17 protein-coding genes are annotated in these 18,126 nt (G+C 33.1%); 16 read left to right on the forward strand and 1 reads right to left on the reverse strand.

The window, feature by feature from the left end; genetic code table 11:
* Nucleotides 1-192 precede the first annotated feature (192 nt).
* From HVS_RS07355 to HVS_RS07370, 4 genes are all read left to right on the forward strand, one after another.
* Nucleotides 193-912, forward strand: a complete 720-nt coding sequence (locus tag HVS_RS07355) for a DUF881 domain-containing protein (RefSeq protein WP_101300741.1) — start codon at nucleotides 193-195, stop codon at nucleotides 910-912.
* Complete coding sequence (locus HVS_RS07360) at nucleotides 909-1,586, forward strand: DUF881 domain-containing protein (protein WP_101300742.1); 678 nt, start codon at nucleotides 909-911, stop codon at nucleotides 1,584-1,586. Before HVS_RS07355 ends, HVS_RS07360 begins: the two co-directional genes overlap by 4 nt.
* 143 nt (nucleotides 1,587-1,729) lie before the next feature.
* Nucleotides 1,730-2,455 carry a DUF881 domain-containing protein gene (locus tag HVS_RS07365; RefSeq protein WP_101300743.1) on the forward strand — a complete coding sequence of 242 codons (726 nt, stop codon included), beginning with the start codon at nucleotides 1,730-1,732 and terminating at the stop codon, nucleotides 2,453-2,455.
* Between the two features lie 61 nt (nucleotides 2,456-2,516).
* Nucleotides 2,517-4,928, forward strand: a complete 2,412-nt coding sequence (locus HVS_RS07370; protein WP_101300744.1) for a WG repeat-containing protein — start codon at nucleotides 2,517-2,519, stop codon at nucleotides 4,926-4,928.
* Between the two features lie 305 nt (nucleotides 4,929-5,233).
* Here the strand turns inward: HVS_RS07370 and HVS_RS07375 are convergent, their stop codons facing one another.
* Nucleotides 5,234-7,072: a transposase gene (locus HVS_RS07375; RefSeq protein WP_159063419.1), complete on the reverse strand. Its 1,839-nt coding sequence runs from the start codon at nucleotides 7,070-7,072 to the stop codon at nucleotides 5,234-5,236.
* A gap of 347 nt (nucleotides 7,073-7,419) precedes the next feature.
* Between HVS_RS07375 and HVS_RS07380 the strand changes: the two genes are divergently transcribed.
* The 12 genes from HVS_RS07380 to recO all read left to right on the forward strand — a co-directional run bounded on the left by HVS_RS07380 (nucleotide 7,420) and on the right by recO (nucleotide 18,076).
* Nucleotides 7,420-8,295, forward strand: coding sequence for a hypothetical protein (locus HVS_RS07380; RefSeq protein WP_101300746.1), 876 nt, complete (start codon nucleotides 7,420-7,422; stop codon nucleotides 8,293-8,295).
* A 203-nt stretch (nucleotides 8,296-8,498) separates the two neighbouring features.
* Entirely contained in the window at nucleotides 8,499-9,428 is a 930-nt protein-coding gene (pdaA, locus tag HVS_RS07385) for a delta-lactam-biosynthetic de-N-acetylase (protein WP_101300747.1), read from the forward strand.
* Nucleotides 9,429-9,549: 121 nt separating this feature from the next.
* Complete coding sequence (gene yqfC, locus HVS_RS07390) at nucleotides 9,550-9,858, forward strand: sporulation protein YqfC (RefSeq protein ID WP_101300748.1); 309 nt, start codon at nucleotides 9,550-9,552, stop codon at nucleotides 9,856-9,858.
* Between the two features lie 53 nt (nucleotides 9,859-9,911).
* Nucleotides 9,912-11,105, forward strand: a complete 1,194-nt coding sequence (yqfD, locus tag HVS_RS07395) for a sporulation protein YqfD (protein WP_101300749.1) — start codon at nucleotides 9,912-9,914, stop codon at nucleotides 11,103-11,105.
* Entirely contained in the window at nucleotides 11,106-12,083 is a 978-nt protein-coding gene (locus tag HVS_RS07400) for a PhoH family protein (protein WP_192876528.1), read from the forward strand.
* 30 nt (nucleotides 12,084-12,113) lie between these two features.
* Complete coding sequence (locus tag HVS_RS07405) at nucleotides 12,114-14,303, forward strand: HD family phosphohydrolase (RefSeq protein ID WP_101300750.1); 2,190 nt, start codon at nucleotides 12,114-12,116, stop codon at nucleotides 14,301-14,303.
* 21 nt (nucleotides 14,304-14,324) lie between these two features.
* Nucleotides 14,325-14,831, forward strand: coding sequence for an rRNA maturation RNase YbeY (gene ybeY, locus HVS_RS07410; protein ID WP_101300751.1), 507 nt, complete (start codon nucleotides 14,325-14,327; stop codon nucleotides 14,829-14,831).
* Entirely contained in the window at nucleotides 14,821-15,525 is a 705-nt protein-coding gene (locus tag HVS_RS07415) for a diacylglycerol kinase (RefSeq protein WP_101300752.1), read from the forward strand. The genes ybeY and HVS_RS07415 overlap by 11 nt, the downstream gene beginning before the upstream one ends.
* 68 nt (nucleotides 15,526-15,593) lie before the next feature.
* Nucleotides 15,594-15,980, forward strand: coding sequence for a cytidine deaminase (locus HVS_RS07420; RefSeq protein WP_101300753.1), 387 nt, complete (start codon nucleotides 15,594-15,596; stop codon nucleotides 15,978-15,980).
* Nucleotides 15,981-16,065: 85 nt separating this feature from the next.
* Entirely contained in the window at nucleotides 16,066-16,959 is an 894-nt protein-coding gene (gene era / locus HVS_RS07425) for a GTPase Era (protein WP_101300757.1), read from the forward strand.
* A gap of 95 nt (nucleotides 16,960-17,054) precedes the next feature.
* Nucleotides 17,055-17,213: a YqzL family protein gene (locus HVS_RS07430; protein ID WP_101300760.1), complete on the forward strand. Its 159-nt coding sequence runs from the start codon at nucleotides 17,055-17,057 to the stop codon at nucleotides 17,211-17,213.
* A 101-nt stretch (nucleotides 17,214-17,314) separates the two neighbouring features.
* Nucleotides 17,315-18,076: a DNA repair protein RecO gene (recO, locus tag HVS_RS07435; RefSeq protein ID WP_101300762.1), complete on the forward strand. Its 762-nt coding sequence runs from the start codon at nucleotides 17,315-17,317 to the stop codon at nucleotides 18,074-18,076.
* Nucleotides 18,077-18,126 lie beyond the last annotated feature (50 nt).

Consider the following 18,126-nt stretch of genomic DNA (forward strand, 5'->3'; position numbering starts at 1 on the left):
AAATTTTCATCCTGTTTTTTTAACATCTTGCCAGTGTCTAGTTAAAAAAGTATAATTAAGCTAGTGTTTTACTGTATAAAAACTATTTTTAAAAATTTATTAACTAACTTGAAATAAGGTTATTTTGGTGTAAGATTATTATAACAGGATATTTAAATAAGATAATAAAAAATTGAAAAGGGAAGTATTAATATGGGAAAAAGCGATAAAAGAAACATATTGTTATTTGTATTTATGGTTTTAGGCTTTTTACTGGCATTGCAATTTAGAAGTGTAATGAGCAATACTTCTAAGGATGCAGTTTCAACTGCCCAGACCATTGAATCTTTAAAGAAAGAGCTAGAACGGGAAAAGACTATTGGAGAAATTTTAAAGAAAGAATTGGAAGAAAGTATAGTAGAGAGAGATACAATACTTAGAAATATAGTGGAAGAGAGGGGCAGTGAGGATATTAATGAAGAGTGGGAAAGGGCAAGGATTTTAGCAGGTCTTACGGAAGTGGTAGGAGACGGTGTTGTTATAACTTTAAATGATGCAAGTGAGGTAGTAAGTGGCGTAAGTGACCCTCTTTTGCATGACTCCAGTTTGTATGAAGTACTAAATGAAATAAAAAAAGCACAACCTGTTGCTATATCTGTAAACGGTGAAAGAATAATTTCCACCACTGAAATAGTTTGTGCAGGACCTACCACAAGAATTAATAGAAACAGGTATGCTGTGCCTTATGAAATAAAAGTTATTGGGGATTCCAAGAAAATCCGTGAGGTTTTCTTAAACAGTTCTATAGTGGTATTTGAATTTATCCCAAATAACATAAGGTTTCAGATAAAGGAAGAAAAAGATATTGTTATACCAAAGTACAGCGGCAGGATTGATGTTTTAACCAATGCTGTGGAGGTTGTTGAAGAATGAAAAATGTTGTGAGAATTATTACCATGACCCTTGTGTGTTTCTCAATAGGAATAATGATATCCTGGCAGTACAAAAGCATTGCCAATAATAACCAGTTATTAGTTTTTCAGAGAACAAGTATTGAAGCTTTGCAAGAGGAGCTTATAGAGCAGCAGAGAGTGAATGAAGAGTTAGAGGAAAGACTCAAGGAGGTAAATAAGGAGATAGAGTATTATTCCTATGCCATGGATGATATGGGAAAAATAGATAGGACAATAAAAAAGGAAATGAGAGAAGCACAGATTTTAGCCGGGTTAGTTGATGTAAAAGGCAAAGGAGTTGAAATTGTTATAGATTCTATTTATGGGAAAGTATTCGAGGTGGATATTTTAAACATTATTAACCAGCTTAGGGCTTGGGAAGCACAGGCAATATCGGTAAACGGGGAAAGGGTTACAGCTTTGACGGAGTTTGAACTGACAGAAGGAGACAGGTATAAGATAAACGGAATGTATTACACAATTCCCTATGTTATTAAAGCTGTTTTACCTCCTGAAAATATAGATTATTTAGTTTATATGATAAAAAATATAGCTGAAAAGGAAATGTATTTTGAAGTAAAAATTGAAGTAAAAGAGGAGATAATTATCCCTAAAATTAAAGATGAAGGGTCTTTATTAAAATATGTTTATTAGTACAATAAAGCGCTAATAGAAACAATTAAATTGAAAACATTAAATAAGAAAATATAAGAAAATTCAAATAAAAATTATAAAAAATATAAATAAAAAATGCAAACAGCAAAAACAGGATAGCAAGAGGAAATTGGAGGCTTAATATGAAAAGAGTTGCCAGAAGTATATCTTTAACTATAGTGTGCTTAATATTAGGGACCATGTTGTCCTGGCAGTATAAAAGCATTAGCAGCAGCAAAGCTTCTACAGCCATTCAAAATGAAAGGCTTGAAGACGTAAGAAGCCAGCTTATTGAGGAGAGAAAAATAAATGAAGGTTTGAGAAACAGGAATGAAGAGTTGCAAGCCCAGCTTTCTGAATATAAAGAGGCTATAGACGATATTGAAAAATTAGAACAGACCATTATAAGGGAAAAGGAAAGGGCAGAACTCATTGCAGGATTGGTGGATGTAAAAGGAGCCGGGGTTGTTGTGACAATTGATGGTGACGTTAGTGTTTGGGCAAGGCGTCCGGGAGGGCTTATTGACTTAATAAATGAGTTAAAGGCAGCCGAAGCCCAGGCTATATCCATCCAGGATGAAAGAATTGTTGCCATGACTGAAATAAAGATAATAGATATAAGTGAAATACACAACGTAAATAAGTGGATTATAAATGGCAGGAATTTTAGTCCGCCATTTACCATAAAAGCCATTGGGGATCCTGATAAGCTTGATAATTCCCTGCATATGATAGGTGGGATTTTGGAGGTGTTAAGAAGGAGCGGATATAGAATCAGTGTTGAAAAGAAAGATGAAATTATTATCCCGGCTGTAAGGGATGACGGTTCGGTTTTAAAGTATAATTTATTAAAACCTGTAGAAGAATAATTTGTTTTAAAGTATAATTATAACCATAATTAAAAAAATATAATTTAAAGGGGAGAACAAAATGTTAAAAAAGAAGTATTATTTAATTTTAGTGATTTCCGTATTATTGCTGTGTGGATGCAGTAAAAATATTGAAAAAAAAGATAAGGAACATTCTGCTGCAAAAGAAAATCAAACTATAGTTAATGAAACTTTATTCAGTATTTTTAATCCCTATGCACCTGATTCTAAATATGGCTACATAAATAAAAAGGGAGAGGTTATTGTAGAAGAACAATATGATTTGGCCGGGGAATTTAAAGAAGGTTTGGCGCCGGTGAGAAAAGGCGGAAAAACCATATATATAGATGCATCAGGCAGGGAAGTATTTGAATTGGACAAAAAGTATACAGGGTATGCTTTTTCTGAAGGAATGGCTCCTGTATATGACGGAGAGAACAATAAATATGGATATATAGACATTAACGGGAAAGTAGTAATTGACTCTTCTTATGACCATGCCTTTGGATTTTCTGAGGACTTAGCCCCGGTTATAATAGACGGCAATTACGGTTATATTGACAAGAAGGGTAATATGGTTATAAATCCTGCTTTTGTGTTTGCCGAAGGCTTTTCAGAAGGTTTGGCAGCAGTAACTGTAAATAAGAACGGCGAGGAGCAGGGAGGCTATATTAATACAAAAGGGAAATTTGTAATTGAGCCTGAATATGAAATGGTTTTTAGTTTTTCGGAAGGTTTGGCATGTGTAAAAAGCAATGGAAAATTTGGATATATTGACAAAGAAGGAAAGTTTGCAATTGAGCCTGAATATGAGTATGCACTTTCATTTAGTGAGGGCTTAGCAGGAGTTTTTGTTGAAGGAAAGTTTGGATATATAGATAAAGACGGGAATTTTGCAATAGAACCTGTCTTTTATGACGGTCTTGAGTTTTCGGAAGGATTATCACTGGTCAAAATAAATGATGAGGATTTGGGATGGGGATATATTAACAAAGAAGGAAAAGTGGTAATAGAGCCTGGTTTTGAACATCAAAAAGCTGCTCATTATGTGACTTCCGGGAATTTTTCCAACGGTCTTGCAAAAGTCAAAGGTGATGGTTTGGATTGGGGATACATAAATAAAGACGGGGAATATGTCTGGAGTACAAAAGTGAATTCCGGTGATGTAAAAAGAACCTTTGAAAATAAAACCCTTGAATATAAAAATTATATAAGTTCCCTTTCTAAAAAGGACTATAATTCTGTCAGTAAAGCCTTTGAAAAATTCAAAGAGCTTGCATCTGAAGACAAACTTGAAAATGATGCAATGTTTAAAAGTTTTTACCGGTTATACCAAGAGGTAAATTATGAAATTTTTGATACTTTTAGCAGCGGAGGATATATAGAAGAAGAGGATTTAAAGCGGAATGGATTTGTTTCTTTATCTTTTGAGGAAGGAAAATATATTTTCAGCCACCCCGATTATTTAAAAGATAATTTTACACAATATGTGTCGGAAGAAATAAAAGAATTTATTCTTCTTGATAGTAAGGATAAGAATATAAGAGGGGGTTTTTTGGTAACGGATGCGTTGTTGTCTATAGGAAGGGATGAATTATGTGATCTTATAATTGACTGGGAGAACTACCTGAAGAAATATCCTAATGTTGACTGGATAGGTGAGATGGTAAATAAAAATATTGATTTTTACATTTATCTATATACCAGTATAGATTTGATGAGTTTTTCAGATATGCGCGGCGAAACGGACAGGGCTGAAGATATTCTTCGAAGTTATGAAAGATTTCTGGATAATTACCCTAATTCAAGATACTACCAGCTCATAAAAGAATATTATAGAGTATTAAAAAGGAATGGGGTAAAAAGTACGGAAGAAACTAGAGAAATACTTACAAAATTTAACATAATCAGTAATGATGAAAGTGATGAAGGGGAAAAAACCGGTACAAGAGATGAAGAATCATTAAGGGCGGTAGAAAATTTTATTTCAGCTTTAAAAAATAAAAATGTAAGTGAAATAAAAGACAATATCTCATCCTCAGGAATTATAGTTATAAGGAATTTTTCTTCCGGTTTTGGGAACAGGGGTAAAGATGTAAGAAATAAATATTTATTTGCTGAAATCCCTGATAATTTTCAATTTGAAGTGGCTGATGAAACTCCTATAGACTTGTGTTATTTATTTCAAAAGGCCGCTGAATACGGATTAGATGAAATTCCTGTATTAAATTTGGATGAATTCAGCTTTTTTAAAGATTCAGATGTTTTTGATCTTCAGGAAATTTCAACATATAATCTTATAGATAAGTGTAGTATGCTGCCTAATTCTTTGGATGGTACTCCTCAGATATTTGTTATTGGTTCTAAAAAAATAGTTCTTGCAGAAACATATTCGGAATTTGACGGTACATGGGCTATTTTTGAAAATGAAGGCGGTAAATATTATTTAAAAATTGTTTTGAATATAAGGTAATAAAAAATGATGAAGATATAAAATTCTTTAATTTATTCATTATGTTATTAAGTTAAGTTAAGTTAATTTAAGAACTAAGTTCTTTATTCCAGTAATTACAAATCAATACTTATGGGCAAAACATTATTAGTATTTTTGTCCATGGGTATTGAGTATAAATAATCCAATTCTAAAACCAAATAACTACTACTAGACCTCTACAGTTCGGAAGTTTCATTCTAAAATATGGTGCTAATGTAGAGATTAAATTTTGCAAATCAGTTTTTGGCAAAAACTTCACTTCACTCCTTTCAATGTATATAATCTCAAGCAGAATCTTTGAGTTTAGAGGTTGCTTTTTTGTTATAAAGCTTTTTTGCTAAAGAAGGATTCCTATGTTCAATAGTTGCTTGTAAAATTAAACCCATAATTTTTTTCAACATTATAACAATACAGCACAATGTAACTCTTGCAGCATACGCTTCTAAAGTTCGAAGCCTTAAATTGGACATACCTGTCCATTCTTTACCATAACCATTAGTTCTCTCAGATGATGTCCTCAATGCCTTTATCTTTTTATACTTCTTTGTGCCCCTTGGAATTTCAAGTATTAATCGAGGCAGTTCCTTTATTGTCATCCATTTTGTATACCCACACTTGTTTTTTCTATAACTACATTTACAAAGTTTGTCTAAATCCTTACTTTTCAAACACTGCTTATTACATGTGTTCTTTAATGCATTTCTAGAAGAATCAAATCCATTAGGTGTACATACTCTGCCGCAGGGAGCATATGGATAACCATTTTGGTTATATCCTCTTTTTTTCATGCTTTTCTCATCAAGCTTTTCACGTCTTTTGTTGTAGTCTATTATAGGTTTTCCATTGCCATTGCGTATATATGAATATACATACTCGTAATCATAGCCACTGTCTAACACTTGATACTCTGTTTTAAAGCTTACATGCCTTTTAAGCTCTTGATGCAGGTTAACAAATGTTTGTGCCTCACTGATATTTCCCGAACCTGTTATTACTGCAACTGGTATTTCAAGATTAAATTCAGCTTCTATACTTGTAATTATTACCGCCTTATATCCAAATACTTTTTCTGTCTTGCTTGGATTATCTTTACTACGCCTATATCCTATTCTTGCAGATACATCTTTACATGATTTGGGACATTTAAATATCAATTTTTCATTTTGATCAAGTCTAATAGCACAGGATATTACTTCAAGACTATATCCATCAGGTGATTTGAAACTTTCTCCAAATATACTGCGAAGATATTTACTGTGTGCTTTAAATTCAGATATAGTTCCTTTAATAACACGGAGCTTTATTATTGAAAAAGTCCCTATATTTTCTATTAATGCATCCTTGTCTTTTTTCTTAACCATTTCAATTATTTTTTGTATTATTTCAGTTCTTGGACGCTGCATTTTCATTACTGCTACAGCTGATTTTTTATCCTTTTCTTCTATCTCTTTAACTGCTCCGTTTATGCTTGTATTTACGTCATCAACTATACTTTCAGGACAAGAAATACATTTACAGCAGTCTTCCATATAATTACACCCTCTGTATCTTGCAAATGCTTTTAACAGAGTTCCGTCAGTGCAGAGTATTTTACCTGATATGATTTCTACCATTGTAAATATCTGTACTAAAAAATTCATTATATCCTTGAATTTTTCTTCTCCCAACCTGTCTCTAAAGTTGTGAAGAGTGGCATCAGTTGGAACATTTTCAGCATCAATGCCTGTATAATATCTGTATTGAGCACCTTTTTCCTTATCCTCTAAGTCCTTCAAGAAATCTGGGTAGTATTGATACCTTTCCCATATTTTTATTACTTCTAAGAGTATTAGTGAAACTGGGTCATAACAATTTCCACCTTCAACACTATAACAATCAGCTATCAGACTTCTCACAAATGTAAAATCTATCAAACTAAACAATAGACGTAATAAACCACCTTTAATACTTCCGTCTTTATCAATATGAATCTTAAATTCTCTGTACACATAACTTGAGAGTAGTCTTTCGGGTTCTTTAGGAAATTCAACTTTTAGCTGGGTTGAAAGTTTTTCAATAGCTTGCCTAACTTCTTTCCTTATATTACTAAGCCAAAACCTCTTTACTTTTTTATTCAAATACATTATCATATCCCCCATGTTCTGAGTTTGCTTTTTAGAATAGGGGTTGGCATGATAAGTGTCAACCTTTATTTTTTTCCATAAGGTGCAAGCATGTATGAACTTTTGGGTTGATTTAATTTTCTATGTCCAATAAAATATACATATATCATTGTTTGCAAGTTCTTAAATTAACTTAATATTCCTATTAGTTCATTAAAAGAATTTTTGCCCTCATATAGTAATCCTGACGCAGAAGAGTTTTTCCAAGAATTATCGAAGAATTTGCATGACTTATTATTTTTTAGAGAGATGCTGGAGAAAGCTTTAATTTATGCAAGATATCATCTAAAAACATTGGGGGATGAATGATGAATAATATTAAGTGGCTGGAATTAACCTTTGCTCAGATTACACCCATTCATATCGGTAAGTATAATTACGGAGTTATTTCAGAAAGCAGAATTTTTATCCCAGGTTTTACAATGTGGGGAGCATTGGTAAATGCCTATGGGTTAAAAAATGGTGCAACAGATGAAATTTATACTGATGCAAAGAAGAAATTTGAATACACTACATGCTTTTATCCCGTTTTGAACGGTGATATATATTTCCCTAAATTTTGTGCAGGCCAACTGTTTTATGCATCTTGTTCCAATGAAAAAAGATACTCAGAACAAGAAATAAAGGTAACGTTTACCGATACATGTGTTTCCACGGCAGTTTCACCTGCTAATAAAGCTGCCAGAGATGAGTCCCTCCATGAAATTGAGGTTTTTCTCAATAGGAGCAAGTACAATACTAACATCTGCGGTATCAATAATATTAATCAAGTTTATTGGAGAGGGCTGATAGGGTTACGTGATTCCAGCTATAGGAATTTTTTATGTAAAGGTCTTGAAATTATTGTTGGTGGAGATGTAAAGTATGGGTTAGGACGATTAAGATTGGAATCAATAAAAGAAATTGGGAAAAGTGAGCTTGAAGCTTGGAATATGAATAAAAATGGATATTTCAGAAATAACGGGAATTCAGTAGCTAATTATGTAGACGTCCGTGGGGCTAAATTACTAAAGGGCAAAGTTGAAACTGTTGTACAATTGGATTACACAAAGGCAATTCCCGAAGGAATTAAAGATAAGGATGAGGAAGCATTTAGTCTGTGTTTTGTTCCGGGAAGTATAGTATCTGAAAAAAATGGCAGTTTGCTAAAACTAAAAAAAGGTGTATTTAGAATTAGTAATTAAGTATAAAGAGATATTGTCGGGTAAGTAACAGAATTATCACGAATTTCGTAAATGACTAAAAAAAACTGTATCGGATTTTTGCCGGTGCAGTTTTTTTATCTAAAGTTATATTCCATAGTTTTTCAAACAGGTTATTTTTTATGCTAATAAACTATATAAATATTGTAGGTATATATATAATCTGATTTATTTGGAGGACAAATATGAAAAAACAGGGTGTAATATTTTGCATAGCAGTAATTGTTCTTATTGCAATAAATATAGTATTAAGGATGGGGGAAAATAAGCCAGAAGAAAAGTGGTCTGAAGATTTAGAAACATCGTATTCCGTTGGTCTTGAAAATATAGATTTTAGCAATGAAATTACAGGCATCTTAAACGAAGGTGTAATAGATGAGATACCCGAATATGAGGATATTTTTGTAGAAGCCTTCAGCACTGTTTCTTATAGCAATGAACTCTTACGATGGGGGATTTCAAGAAGAGGGTATAACGAAATACCTGATGCAGACCCGGGTGCCCCTGAGCTTTTAAGAAAATACGGGGGGGTGTATTTAGGGGATACATCCCAAAACAAAATATACCTTACTTTTGATGAAGGCTATGAAAACGGGTATACCGCCAAAATACTGGATGTATTAAAAGAAAATAATGTGAATGCCATATTTTTTATAACAGGACCTTACTTAAAAGAACATGAAGATTTAGTAAGAAGAATGGTGGAGGAAGGTCACGAAGTTGGAAATCATACTGTACACCATCCTAGTCTTCCAAGCCTTGATGACAAAAAAATAGAGGAGGAAATTTTAGAGCTGGATAAAGCTTTTTATGAAATTTTCGGTAAGAAAATGAAATACCTTAGACCTCCTAAAGGGGAATACAGCGAGAGGACACTGGCCATTACAAAACAACTTGGCTATACAAATCTTTTTTGGAGTTTTGCGTATGATGACTGGCACAGGGACAGAGTGAGGGGCAAGGAGTATGCCTATGAAAAGGTTATGAACAACCTTCATAACGGTGCGGTGATTTTACTTCACGCTGTTTCAAAAGACAACGCTGATGCATTAGATATGATTATTAAAGGAGCCAGGGAAAGAGGATTTGAATTTGGGGATGTAAATGAGCTTTAGTAATGTCTTTAAAGTATTTTAACCATAAAAACATAAAATATAAGAATTTCAAATAAATAAAAACACACTGGTTTAAGTGCACAATTTAACTGTACAAAAAAATGTTGCGGGGAGAGAGTTTATGCCGGGGAAAAAGAAAAAAGAAAGAAAAGCAGAAAAAGGTAAGCGTAGCATAAAGGAAAAAATGAGTGAATTTTTGGAACTTCCAAAGGAAATTGTGCTGGATATTTCAAAAATCACCATGTACGCCAATAACAATATGCTTATTGAAAATTACAAGGGCATTATAGAATACGAAAATGACAGGTTGAGGATAAATACCAAAGACGGAATTATAAAAGTTATGGGGAATAAGCTTTTTATAAAAGAAATAACATCAGAAGACTTGTTGATTTACGGAGATATTACATCTATAGAATTTTTAAAGTAAAAACTTAATTTTTTTTAAGGGAAAAAACTTTATTTGCAAATGGGTGAAACAAAATGTTATTATTAAGATTGTGGAATTATATCAAAGGATATGTTATTATAATTGTTGAGGGATATTTTTTAGAGAAGTTTGTTAATATATGTACAAAAAGACAGATATATTTATGGGATATCAGGAAACTAAAAAACAGCAAAATAAGTCTAAAAATAAGTATAAAAGGTTTTAAGCATTTAAGACCTGTTGCGAGAAAAACCAGATGCAGGGTGAGAATTGTTGAAAAAAGAGGACTGCCTTTTATTGTAAGCAGGTATAAAGAAAGAAAAACTTTTGTACTTGGATTGGCAGTATTTGTTGTTCTTTTTTATATTATGCTGTCCTTTGTGTGGACAATTGAGATTACAGGAAATGAAAATGTAGAGACACAGGTTATAATTGATTATTTAGATAAAATAGGAATAAGACCTGGGATATTAAAATACCGCATTAATACAGAAAAAGTTGCCAACAACGTTGTAATCGGGATAAACCAGTTGTCCTGGGTAAGTGTTACAGTAAAGGGTACCAAGTTAAAGGTTAATGTGGCAGAAAGAACAGAGGTACCTGAGATAGTTCCTAAAGATATACCCTGCGATGTGGTGGCAGCTAAAGACGGCGTTATTGAATCGCTGATTGTAAAAGATGGGTATTCCTTGGTAAAGGAAGGAGATACTGTAAAAGAAGGTGATGTGTTAATATCAGGTTCCATACCAATTTTAAATGAAGACAGTTTCAGGACTGTTCATGCAATGGGAGAAGTAATGGCAAGAACCTGGTATGAAAGCAGACAGCAAATACATTTAAATGTTAAAGAAAAAATAAAGACAGGTAATACCAAAAATAATGTAACCTTTTTATTTTTTAAAAAAACAATACCTTTTTTTCATAAAAAAGTGAGCTATGAAGAATATGACAAAGAAGAAATAAAAAAGCAATTGTCAATAGGCGAAAATTTGGTATTGCCATTTGGAATTATCGTGGAAAGATATCATGAAAACAGAGTTGTTGAAGGAAAGGTATCTATTGAGGAGGCAAAGGAAGCTGCTATTGATGCAGCCTATGAAGAAATTTTAAGTTTAATGCCGGAAGATTCACAAATTAAAGATACCCGGATAGACTTTTTTGAAGACAGTAACGGTATCATGTATGCAAATGTTATAATTGAATGTATAGAAAATATTGGAATTGCAAAAAAGATTGGAGGAAATTGATTGGAAAGTTTTATAGAAACAACACTAGAAGTTGATAGAGTAGAACACATTATGGAGTTGTTCGGAGACTTCGACAAAAATATACAGATTATAGAAGAAGCCTTTGATGTAAAAATAATTTCAAGGGACAATAAAATAAAAATATCAGGTTCTAGTGAAGGAGTTGTAAAGGCAGAAACTGTAATTAAACGTTTGATAAATCTTGTTACAGAAGGTGATATTATAACAAAGCAAAGTGTTAGTTATTTGGTGCAGCTGGCAAATGATAATGAAATGAAAATGGTTAATGGTTTTTGCGCTGATTATGTTTGTGTTACAGCAAGGGGCAGGCAGATTAAATGCAAAACCCATGGTCAGAAAAAGTACGTGGAAGCAATAAAAAATAACGATGTGGTTTTTGGCATTGGACCTGCCGGGACAGGGAAAACTTTTCTGGCTGTAGCCATGGCGGTAACCGCTTTTAAAAAGAAGGAAGTGGACAAGATTGTGCTTACAAGACCGGCTGTGGAAGCAGGGGAAAAGCTTGGTTTTTTGCCAGGGGATTTGCAGCACAAAGTAGACCCGTACCTAAGGCCTTTATATGATTCACTTTATGAGATGATGGGTTTTGATGCGTACCAGAATTATCTTGAAAAAGGTATGATTGAAGTTGTGCCTTTGGCGTATATGAGAGGAAGGACTTTGGACAATTCCTTTATAATAATGGATGAAGCGCAAAATACAACGCCTGAGCAAATGAAAATGTTTTTAACCCGTATAGGGTTTGGCTCTAAAGTTGTTGTAACAGGTGACATAACCCAGATAGATTTACCAAAGGATAAAAAGTCTGGTTTAAAAGATGTTATAAATATTTTAAAAAATATTAAAGGCTTGGAGTTTGTTTATTTATCGGACAAGGATGTAGTAAGGCATGAACTTGTTCAAAGAATAATACAGGCTTATGAAAAGTATGAAAAAGCAAAAAACAAGCGCCACTAACTTCTTTACAAAGAAGGAGTGTAAGTAAAAATGACTAAAGAAAAGAAAAAAAGTTCTTTAAGTAGTACAAAGTTTAATTTAAAAAATACAAAAATACAAAGAATCTTAATAGCTTTTTTTACTCTTACTATTGCATTTATCATTCTGTTACAGGGAGCTACTCCTAAAAAGTACAGGCTTACTTTAGATTCTAAATCGGAATACGATATAACTGCTCCAAGGGATGTAGTTAATACAATACTGACAGAGCAAAATGCCATTGCAGCAGCAGAAGCTGAAGAACCTGTTATGAAAGAAATAAGAGATGCCTCTATAAAGGTGATAAATAAATTAACTAATTTTTTATCCTTAGTTAACAGGACGAGAAATAGTTTTAATAAGGGTGTAAATTCTATAGAAGCAGGGTCGGAGGAAGACTACCATGAGCTTTTTCAACAAGAACTTGAAAAAGCTGCTTCATTACTAAAGGAGAGTAATGAAAACACAGGCTATGAGTTTTCTGAAGAGCAGATTATTTATATAATTTCAGAGGCTGAAGATGAAGAGATTAATGAATTTGAAAATGTAATGTTGGAATTGGTCAGCGGCATCATGGTAAAAGACGTTACAAAAGATAATATAGCAGCAAGAATTGTTGAGCTTCAAAACGATATATCTGACAGCAATTTAAATCAAGAACTTAAAAATATAGGAATTATTGTATCTAACTATATTTTAGAACCCAACAGGAAAATTGACGATGAGGCCACTAAACTGAAAAAGGAGAAGGCATATAATGATCCTGCCAATACCGTTATAATTGAAAAGGGGCAGAGGATATTAAGTGTAGGAGATACTGTAACAAAGGACAAGCTTAAAGTTCTTGAAGATTTAAACCTTTTAGAGACAAAAAGCAGGTTTGACTACTCCCTTGCCGGGGCGATACTCATTATCCTTGTTATGCTTTCCTTTTTGCTGGTTCTTTATATGAACTACTTTTGCAAAAAAGTTTTGTACAATAGAAATGACCTGATACTATTGTCAATTCTAATTATAACTACACTTTTTTTGGCAAGATGGATAAAAGAGTATACCACCTTATTAATTCCTGTATTTTTAGCAGTTATTCTGGTATCGATACTTTTAGATGTAAAACTTGCTCTGATGGTAAACTTAGTTTTAACCATTGCAATTTCAATTATGACAAACGGGGAAATTAAATTTATATTTATGGCTCTTATAAGCGGTACTTTTTCAATTTTTCTTGTTTCAAAGGCTAATCAAAGAAACAAGCTTACAGTTGCCGGTGCCATTATAGGGCTTATAAATGTTTTGGTTGTTATTCCTATAAATTTAATGAACAAAGCCGGGTGGAGGACCATTTTAGAAAACGGGGCAGTTGTGCTGATTAATGGTTTTTTCTCTACAGTATTTACCATAGGGCTTTTGCCCACATTAGAAAGCACCTTTAATGTGATAACTCCTATGCGCCTTTTAGAGCTGGGTAATCCAAATCATCCCCTTTTAAAAAGGCTGCTTACAGAAGCACCGGGGACATATCACCATAGTTTGATGGTGGGTAACCTGGCGGAGGCAGGGGCGGAAGCAATAGGCGGAAATCCACTTCTTGCAAGGGTAGGGGCTTATTTTCACGACGTGGGTAAACTTAAAAGACCGGGTTTTTTTACAGAGAACCAGATGTCGGAAAACCCTCATGACAAAATGACCCCAAATTTAAGTGCTTTAGTTATTACATCCCATGTTACAGATGGTGTTGAACTTGCAAAGAAATACAAGATACCCCTTGCCATAATTGATATAATACTCCAGCATCATGGTACTACTTTAGTTGCGTATTTTTATCACAAAGCAAAGAATTCTGAAAAAGGGGAAGAAGTGGATGAGTCTAAATTCAGGTATGAAGGGAAAAAGCCCAGGTCTAAGGAAGCGGCGGTTGTAATGCTTGCAGATTCTGTGGAAGCTGCTGTAAGGTCTATGCCTGATAAGACGGAAGGAAAAATTGAAGGTTTAATCCGGAAAATTATTAAAGATAAATTAGAGGACGGTCAGTTTGACCATTGCGATTTAACCCTTAAAGATTTAGACAGCATTGCAAAATCCTTTATGAAAGTTTTTGGTGGATATTTCCATAATAGGGAAGAGTATCCTGAAATCAAAAAAGAAGTACAAAAAAAAGAAAAGGTTAAAAGCTTTGAGGAAACTGCTGCAACAAAAGAGTAAAATCAAAAGAGGAGATGTATAATGGGAGTATATATTGAAAATTTACAGGATAAAGTTAATATAAATGATGAGATTATAAAGCTTATGTATGAGTCGGTAGAAATTATTATGGGAAATGAAAATTTTACCGATGAATATAGTATAGATGTTATGATTGTTGATAATGAAAAAATAAGGGAAATAAACTTACAGCACAGAAATATTGACAAGCCAACGGATGTACTGTCTTTTCCTATTGTGAACATGTATGACGGGGAAATAAAGTCAAGTCTTGGGGATATAGATGAAGATGACGGGGCAATTATTTTAGGTGATATTGTAATTTCCATTGAAAAGGCCGTGGAGCAGGCTTTAGAATATGGTCATTCTTTAGAAAGGGAAATGATATTTTTACTAACCCACGGGGTGTATCATTTGCTTGGATATGACCATGATAATGAAGAAAGAGAGGAAAAAATGCTTGGGAAACAAAATGCCGTTTTAAATAAAATGGGATTAAAAAGAGCGTGTATGTCTTATGAAGAATAAAAATCTTTCTGACAGTTTTAATAATGCAATAAAGGGCATAATTTATGTCATTAAAAGTGAACGCAACATGAAGATACATGTTGCCGTTTCAATACTGGTTCTTTTTATGAGTTTGTTTTTAGACCTTACAAAACTTGAATTTATAGTTATTTGTTTTTCAATAGGGATGGTGATGACCGCCGAGATATTTAATACTGCCATTGAGGAGATTGTGGATTTAATAACAACAGGCTACCACCCTAAAATAAGGATTATTAAAGATGTTGCAGCAGGCGGTGTATTGGTAGCCTCCTTTATTTCACTTATTATAGGGTATTTTATATTTTTTGACAGGGTGAGCACAGGATTAGAAATAGGCGTTGAAAGAATACGCCAGTATCCAATGCACATTGCTGTTATTGCATCTGTAATAACAATAGTAATAGTATTGGTTATAAAGTCTTTTTCTCCTAAATACACGCCTTTAAAAGGCGGTATGCCAAGCGGGCATGCGGCAATTGCATCTTCAATTACCACTGCAGTAGCTTTGTGGTCTTCAAATATAAACTTAACTATACTGTGTTTAATCTTATTATTTCTTGTTGTACAAAGCCGGATAGAATCAAAAATACATAATTTTATGGAAGTATTTGTGGGAACTATTATTGGATTTATTGTGACATTGTTTTTGTTTAGCATTTTTCATAAACCATAGATTTTTTTTAAACTATAGATTTAAAGGAATTTTAAAGGTTTTGTGCATAGTATAAAGGAGGCAGGGCAATGGATGAGAAAAAGCTTATTGAAATGGCGATGGATGTAAGGAAAAATTCCTATTCACCTTATTCAAAATTTTCGGTGGGGGCAGCCCTTTTAACAGACAGCGGAAAGGTTTATACTGGTGTCAATGTTGAAAATGTCAGTTTCGGGGCAACAAATTGTGCAGAGAGAACAGCGGTATTTAAGGCGGTTTCAGAAGGTGAATTAAAAATAAAGGCTGTGGCAGTCTGTGGGGACAGTGAAAGCATTACGCTTCCCTGCGGTATATGCAGACAGGTAATTTTGGAATTTGGGGATAAAGATACAAAAATTATTTGTGCTAATAAAAAAGGTGATTACAAAGTATTTACTTTAGAAGAACTTTTGCCCTATGCATTTACAAAATTTTAAATAGAAAATATAGATTTTTGTTTTGGATTATTAAATAGTAGGTTATAATAAAGTATAGAGCAGTATACAGTGAGGTGATGTAAATATGGAGTTTAAATCAGGATTTGTATCAATAATTGGAAGACCTAATGTGGGAAAATCCACACTTTTAAATAAAATTTCAGGTGAAAAAATAGCCATTATGTCAGACAAACCGCAAACTACAAGAAATACAATAAAAGCAATTGTAACAGGGGAAGATTATCAGATAGTTTTTATAGATACACCCGGAATACATAAGCCGAAGACGAAACTTGGAAATTACATGGTAGATGTGGCAGTGGGTTCATTAAATGAAGTGGATGTAGTTTTATTTTTAGTTGAAGCACATCATTTAAAACCAGGTCCCGGAGATTTATATATAATAGAGCAGTTAAAAAAAGTTAAAACACCTGTATTTTTAATCATTAATAAAATTGACCTGATTTCAAAGCCTGATTTATTAAATGTGATAGATGAGTATAAAGATACTTATGAGTATAAAGAAATAATACCTATATCTGCTACAAGTGATGCCTGTGAAGATCTGATCATTGACCAACTTAAGAAAAATTTGCCTAAAGGTCCTAAATATTTTTCCGATGATATGATTACAGACCAACCGGAAAAAATAATTGTGGCGGAGTTTATAAGAGAAAAAGTATTAGAGCTTGTAAGTGATGAAGTTCCACATGGCGTTGGTGTTGAAGTAATGAGTTTTAAAAACAGGGAAGGTAAAGATATAGTTGATATTCAGGCCAACATTTACTGTGAAAAACCTACCCACAAAGCTATTTTAATAGGAAAAAACGGAAATATGCTCAAAAAAATAGGTACTCTTTCAAGAATGGAAATTGAGAATTTTTTAGGAACCAAGGTCTTTTTAGAACTGTGGGTTAAGGTGAAGAAAGATTGGAGAAACAGTGATTTTATGTTAAAAGCATTAGGATACCAAAAATGAATACATTTTAATTGTAGTAAAAAATTTTCTGGTATACAAAAACAAAATAAGTGTACCCTAATTATTAAGAAGAAAAAAGAGGGGGAACTGCATTTATGCTAAAAGATTTTGCGTGGAAAGCGTTTGAAAATACAGGTGACATAACAATTTATATGTTTTTAAAAGAAATTGAAGAGAAGCAGAGAATCATTGAAGAAGCAAAAAGGATAAAGGATGAGGTTGTTATCAGTTCAACAGCAATACATTGCGGTTAACTCCTTGATTTTTAGGAAAAATTCCAAGACCCGGGTTTTTTGGTATAAGTCTTTTGGTATGAAATGAAAAGCGGGATACAGGGGGAATTATGTAAAAAAGCATGAGTTATGTAAAAACAACTGGGATTGTTATAAAAGAAGTTCATACCGGTGAGGCGGATAAAATTTTAACTATATTTACTAGAAATTTAGGTAAAATCACAGCTTCTGCTAAAGGTGCAAGAAGGCCCAGGAGTCGGCTTATTGCAGGGACACAGCTTTTGTGTTACAGTGATTTTGTACTTTTTAAAGGTAAAGAAATGTATTCCATCAACAGCTGTGATGTTATTGAGCCTTTCTATGATATAAGAAACAGTATTGAGAAGCTGACTTGTGCAGCACATATGACGGATATAATAAATGACATAGCTCAGGAAAACCAGCCTTCCATAGATGTACTGAAACTTTTTTTAAATTCTTTATATATGATTTCAAATTCTAAAAGACCGGTTTTACAGGTGGTTTCCATATTTGAAATAAAGCTTCTTTCCATTTTAGGATTTGCACCATGGGTAAATGGATGCGTAAATTGCGGAAAGAAGGAGTTTGAAAATATATCTTTTAGTTTTGTAAAATGCGGTTTTATTTGTAAAGATTGTACCGCTGCTGATAAAAGTGCCGTAAGGCTTTCAGAAGGTGCAGCAAAAGCTATATTTTATATAGTTTACAGTAATATGCAAAATATATTTAATTTTGAAGCGTCCTGTGACGTTTTAGATGAAATAAGAAGAGTATCAAAAATATATTTAAAAAGACAGTTGGAAAAAGACTATAAAAAAATGGACTTTTTAAAATGTCTCAAGTCACATAAAGAAGGCATTTAAGTTTTAAAAAAAGAGTGGTATAAGGAAATAGACTGACTATTGCCTCTTAT

The organism is Acetivibrio saccincola, from assembly GCF_002844395.1.
Taxonomy (GTDB): Bacteria; Bacillota; Clostridia; order Acetivibrionales; family Acetivibrionaceae; genus Herbivorax; species Herbivorax saccincola.

Excerpts from the sequence above, each read along its gene's own strand:
- HVS_RS07365 (WP_101300743.1), top strand. The coding sequence starts at position 1,730 with ATGAAAAGAGTTGCCAGAAGTATATCTTTAACTATAGTGTGCTTAATA.
- HVS_RS07370 (WP_101300744.1), top strand. The coding sequence starts at position 2,517 with ATGTTAAAAAAGAAGTATTATTTAATTTTAGTGATTTCCGTATTATTG.
- HVS_RS07415 (WP_101300752.1), top strand. The coding sequence starts at position 14,821 with ATGAAGAATAAAAATCTTTCTGACAGTTTTAATAATGCAATAAAGGGC.
- HVS_RS07360 (WP_101300742.1), top strand. The coding sequence starts at position 909 with ATGAAAAATGTTGTGAGAATTATTACCATGACCCTTGTGTGTTTCTCA.
- recO (WP_101300762.1), top strand. The coding sequence starts at position 17,315 with ATGAGTTATGTAAAAACAACTGGGATTGTTATAAAAGAAGTTCATACC.
- HVS_RS07430 (WP_101300760.1), top strand. The coding sequence starts at position 17,055 with ATGCTAAAAGATTTTGCGTGGAAAGCGTTTGAAAATACAGGTGACATA.
- HVS_RS07355 (WP_101300741.1), top strand. The coding sequence starts at position 193 with ATGGGAAAAAGCGATAAAAGAAACATATTGTTATTTGTATTTATGGTT.
- era (WP_101300757.1), top strand. The coding sequence starts at position 16,066 with ATGGAGTTTAAATCAGGATTTGTATCAATAATTGGAAGACCTAATGTG.
- HVS_RS07375 (WP_159063419.1), bottom strand. The coding sequence starts at position 7,072 with ATGTATTTGAATAAAAAAGTAAAGAGGTTTTGGCTTAGTAATATAAGG.
- HVS_RS07405 (WP_101300750.1), top strand. The coding sequence starts at position 12,114 with ATGACTAAAGAAAAGAAAAAAAGTTCTTTAAGTAGTACAAAGTTTAAT.
- HVS_RS07380 (WP_101300746.1), top strand. The coding sequence starts at position 7,420 with ATGAATAATATTAAGTGGCTGGAATTAACCTTTGCTCAGATTACACCC.
- HVS_RS07420 (WP_101300753.1), top strand. The coding sequence starts at position 15,594 with ATGGATGAGAAAAAGCTTATTGAAATGGCGATGGATGTAAGGAAAAAT.
- yqfD (WP_101300749.1), top strand. The coding sequence starts at position 9,912 with ATGTTATTATTAAGATTGTGGAATTATATCAAAGGATATGTTATTATA.
- pdaA (WP_101300747.1), top strand. The coding sequence starts at position 8,499 with ATGAAAAAACAGGGTGTAATATTTTGCATAGCAGTAATTGTTCTTATT.
- ybeY (WP_101300751.1), top strand. The coding sequence starts at position 14,325 with ATGGGAGTATATATTGAAAATTTACAGGATAAAGTTAATATAAATGAT.
- yqfC (WP_101300748.1), top strand. The coding sequence starts at position 9,550 with ATGCCGGGGAAAAAGAAAAAAGAAAGAAAAGCAGAAAAAGGTAAGCGT.